Raw genomic sequence first — 3,532 nt, 5'->3', positions numbered from 1 at the left:
TGTCTTGGAATATACGGGATTTTAAGAAGTTTACATAGCTTTTCAAATTGGCCTAAGACATTAACCTCAACTGAACGCTGCGAATTACCCATAATGAAATTATTAGTATCACTAGAGTATAGCTTTTTATTTTTAATTAAACTTTTAAGAAAAAGATAGCATGCAAGATACGTTTTGCCACTAGCTATACCGCCACTAAGTATAATCTTCTTTTCATTATTCTTTTGTATGCTTTTTATTACATTCTTTTGCTTTAAAGTTAAGTGCTTTTCTTCAAACTTAGCAAAATTAATTGAAGAATTTGCTAGCTTTACAAATTGTGATATATCAACTCCATATTTATTTTTGTATTCCTTTTGGAGTGTTGTAAAAAATTTTGTTTGATATAAGTTCACTTGTGCCCTTTACTATTTTTGTAGTTGCTTTTGCTTTCAGTTTCATGAACAGTAGCAAGTCTTTTCATACATTCATAGTAAAGCTCCATTTTCCTTATTGAACACTCCTTTATAAGGTCATTAAGCTCACTTTTTAAAGATTCAATATTTTCATTAACACAATTTGCATTTTTTTTATCACATTCTTTATATAAAGAATCAATTTTACACTTTAAATCTTCTATTTTGGAAAGTATACTAACAAGCTCAACACTAGAATATTGATTGAATTCACGTATAAATCCTAATTCTAAATTAGCCCGCTCTAAATCTAATTCTCCCCTAATTTTCCTAGCTTTGACTTCTGATCTAAAAGTTTGTGCTAAAAGATGTTCAAAAGTGTCTTCGCTAATTGTTACTCTAGAGCCCTCGTTTATAGAAGTTTCTCCGCTTTCCCATTTTTGCCTCATCCTCCATACATTTACTCTAGAAACTCCTAGTCTCTCTGCTATTTCTACGTCACTTAATGAGCCTTCTCTAAAATATGCAACATAATCATCAAAAGATCTTTTGGCTCTTTTCAAAAGAATTTCTCCTAAAATAACAAAATTAACAAATTGTTACTCTAAATAGTAAAGCAATTTAATAAATTTTTAACACAAACTATTATCTTGTTGATATCTATTGATAGATGTTTGATATTTATTGACTTTTATTGATTTGAAAATAGCGATTAACTAATTTATTAAATTTTGCTAAAACTTAACTATACCAATTGGGAAAAATCTTTCATTGTTTTTATAATATACTTCCTTGTACAAATTCCCTTATCATAGTAGTGCATTATTATAAATAATATCTCTACAAAGTCAAGAACCACGGCTATTGATTCTCGTTTTGGATCTTTTTTACCAATCTCATCCATAATATCAGAAACAATACTCAAAAACCGATCGGAATATTTCTCTCCCATTTTTTTAAACATTTCTCTAGCATTCCTTTTTTGTATCTACAATCAAACTTCATATTTTGAAAATTTTTATACTTTTCTATTATGTGCTTATCTTTCAGAACGTCTTTAATAAAATTTTTTGCAGGGTCTACACTAGCATTTATGATTTCATCAATACTTTTTCCGGTTTTTCTTTTGTATTCTTGTATTGATACAAAACCTCTATAAAAATCTTTTTTTTGTTCTAGAGTTAATTGCTTAACTCCATAAAGTTTGTTTATTTCCTTTTTTGTATTTTGACTCAAACAATCATAAAAATCCGAAATCTCATTTATATACATCATAACTCTAGAGAGTATATAAATAAATAATACTTTGAACAATAGTTTTTTGCATTTTTTAAATAAAATTTTTGATAGAAAACATTTCTATATTCATAACAATAAAATCTACAAAAAAATAACAACTAGTTAAGATTTCTAACCAGCTGTTACTTTATGCATACAAAACTTAATTATTTATTTTAAAGATCTTAATACACAACCATTATAGCTAATATCAGTGGTGGTATATCCTTTAATTTCTTCAAATTTAGAACTATCTTCAAGATAGCTTTTAACCTCTTCTAATTTTGATTTTAATTTCTCTAAATCTTTTTTAATTTCGCTAACACTTACACTATCTTTTAATTTGGGCTCTTCGCCACCAGTATATTTTTGATTGCCTTCATTTAATTTAGTTCTTAACTCGCTTCTAGTATCGCTCAATTCTTTCAATAACTTTTTTAATTCGGAACTTTCTTCTAAATCCCAAGTCCGGTAGATGGCACTATCCTCATCATCGGTAAAATCGTCATATATAGGCCCTGTAATTCTATCTATAACTCCTTGTGCTCCTACACTGATTTGCCTTTCTATGACATTAATATTTTCACTAATCTCCTCTATTTTTGCACTAAGTGTTTTAATTTCGGTTTCAACTTTTCTTTTTTCTGCTTCTTGTTTCTGTTGTTCTGCTTCTTGTTTCTGTTGTTCTGCTTTTTGTTTGGCCTCTTCTGCTCTAGCTTCTTCTTGTTTTTTTTCTCCCTTTTGTTCTTCCCCTTCTTTTTTAGCTTTATCTTCCTTTTCAACTTCAACTTGTTCAACTTGTACTTCTTTTTCTACCTTAGCTTGTTCTTTTTTTTCTTTTTCAGTTTCTTTTGCTTTTTCTTCTTTAACTTCAGTCTCAGCTTTTTCTACTTTTCCTTCTTGTTGACTATCACTTTGTTCTTTTGCTTTTAATATAGGTGTACTATCGTGGCCACTTGCAGGCAATACTGGTGGCGGACCTAATACTCTGCCATTGGGATCATCGCCCTGCATTAATTCTTCTTCTTGTAATTTTCTTGCTAATTCATCTACTTTTGGACCACTTGAAGTAATTTTATCTTTTGGATCTAAAATCTTATCTAAAAATCCTTGAACTTGCTCTTTTACATTTTGTTTTATATCTTTATCAGCTGCAAAATTCTTGCAAGAACTTATCAGCGTAAAAACAGCACAAACAATAAATATTTTCATTTTTTTATTCATAATCCGCTCCATAAGTCTTAATAATAATGCAACCCTCAATAAATACAATTTTTCAAAGATTTAAATATGTGGTTTTGTTACATTTCAAATTACATATTAACAAAACGCAAATGTAATTTTAATCAACTCCCCAAAATCTCTCCATTGCAAATGACCTACCCATTAAAAGAGACTACAAAATGCATGTAAATTAAATTTCAAAGTCTTTGCTATATATCACTTAAAGTATACTATCTTTCTTAAGTGCGCCTCTCTGAAATTGCCACTTCTGTTTATTATGGCCACCATAAAGCACAAATTTCGCTTGCAATGAGACCATACAAAATTTGACTAAATTTTTTGGTTTTTGGTAAAATATAAATTACTATTTTAATCTATTTTTATTACTTTTACTTAATTTAAAAGTAACACCTAGAAGGAGCTTGTCTTATGGACATTAATAATAATTTTAATTTAAATAATATCAGTATAGATTTTGTGCTCAAAATACTGCAAGATTATCAAAATCTTGCAAATGAAAACAAAATTCTTAAAAATTCCCTAAAAAATTCAACTAAACCTAAAAAAGAATCTTTAAAACTAACTCCTAAATTTTATTTGACCCCAAAAATTAGCAACATAATTAAAAAATGCAT

General features: G+C 28.3%; 3 protein-coding genes and 2 pseudogenes. 1 reads left to right on the top strand and 4 read right to left on the bottom strand.

Going from position 1 to position 3,532, the window contains the following annotated elements; genetic code table 11:
- From HNP67_RS06570 to HNP67_RS06555, 4 genes and pseudogenes are all read right to left on the bottom strand, one after another.
- The coding region (locus HNP67_RS06570) for a terminase large subunit domain-containing protein (RefSeq protein ID WP_336509689.1) at nt 1-395 on the bottom strand (395 nt) is incomplete at its 3' end.
- On the bottom strand, nt 392-958 hold the full coding sequence (locus HNP67_RS06565) for a DUF603 domain-containing protein (protein WP_184125729.1): 567 nt from the start codon (nt 956-958) through the stop codon (nt 392-394). The genes HNP67_RS06565 and HNP67_RS06570, both read right to left, overlap by 4 nt.
- A 182-nt stretch (nt 959-1,140) precedes the next feature.
- A pseudogene (locus HNP67_RS06560) lies at nt 1,141-1,667 on the bottom strand (DUF643 domain-containing protein).
- 177 nt (nt 1,668-1,844) lie between these two features.
- Nucleotides 1,845-2,897 (bottom strand): ErpC protein, encoded by a 1,053-nt coding sequence (locus HNP67_RS06555; RefSeq protein WP_184125727.1) that lies wholly within the window; start codon nt 2,895-2,897, stop codon nt 1,845-1,847.
- A gap of 429 nt (nt 2,898-3,326) precedes the next feature.
- Between HNP67_RS06555 and HNP67_RS06550 the strand changes: the two are divergent.
- A pseudogene (locus tag HNP67_RS06550) lies at nt 3,327-3,532 on the top strand (site-specific integrase); the annotation flags it as partial.

The organism is Borreliella californiensis (assembly GCF_014205885.1).
Taxonomy (GTDB): Bacteria; Spirochaetota; Spirochaetia; order Borreliales; family Borreliaceae; genus Borreliella; species Borreliella californiensis.
This window is presented reverse-complemented; position numbering and strand designations above follow the sequence as displayed.

Coding starts and splice junctions, on each gene's coding strand:
- HNP67_RS06555 (WP_184125727.1), bottom strand. CDS start 2,897: ATGAATAAAAAAATGAAAATATTTATTGTTTGTGCTGTTTTTACGCTG.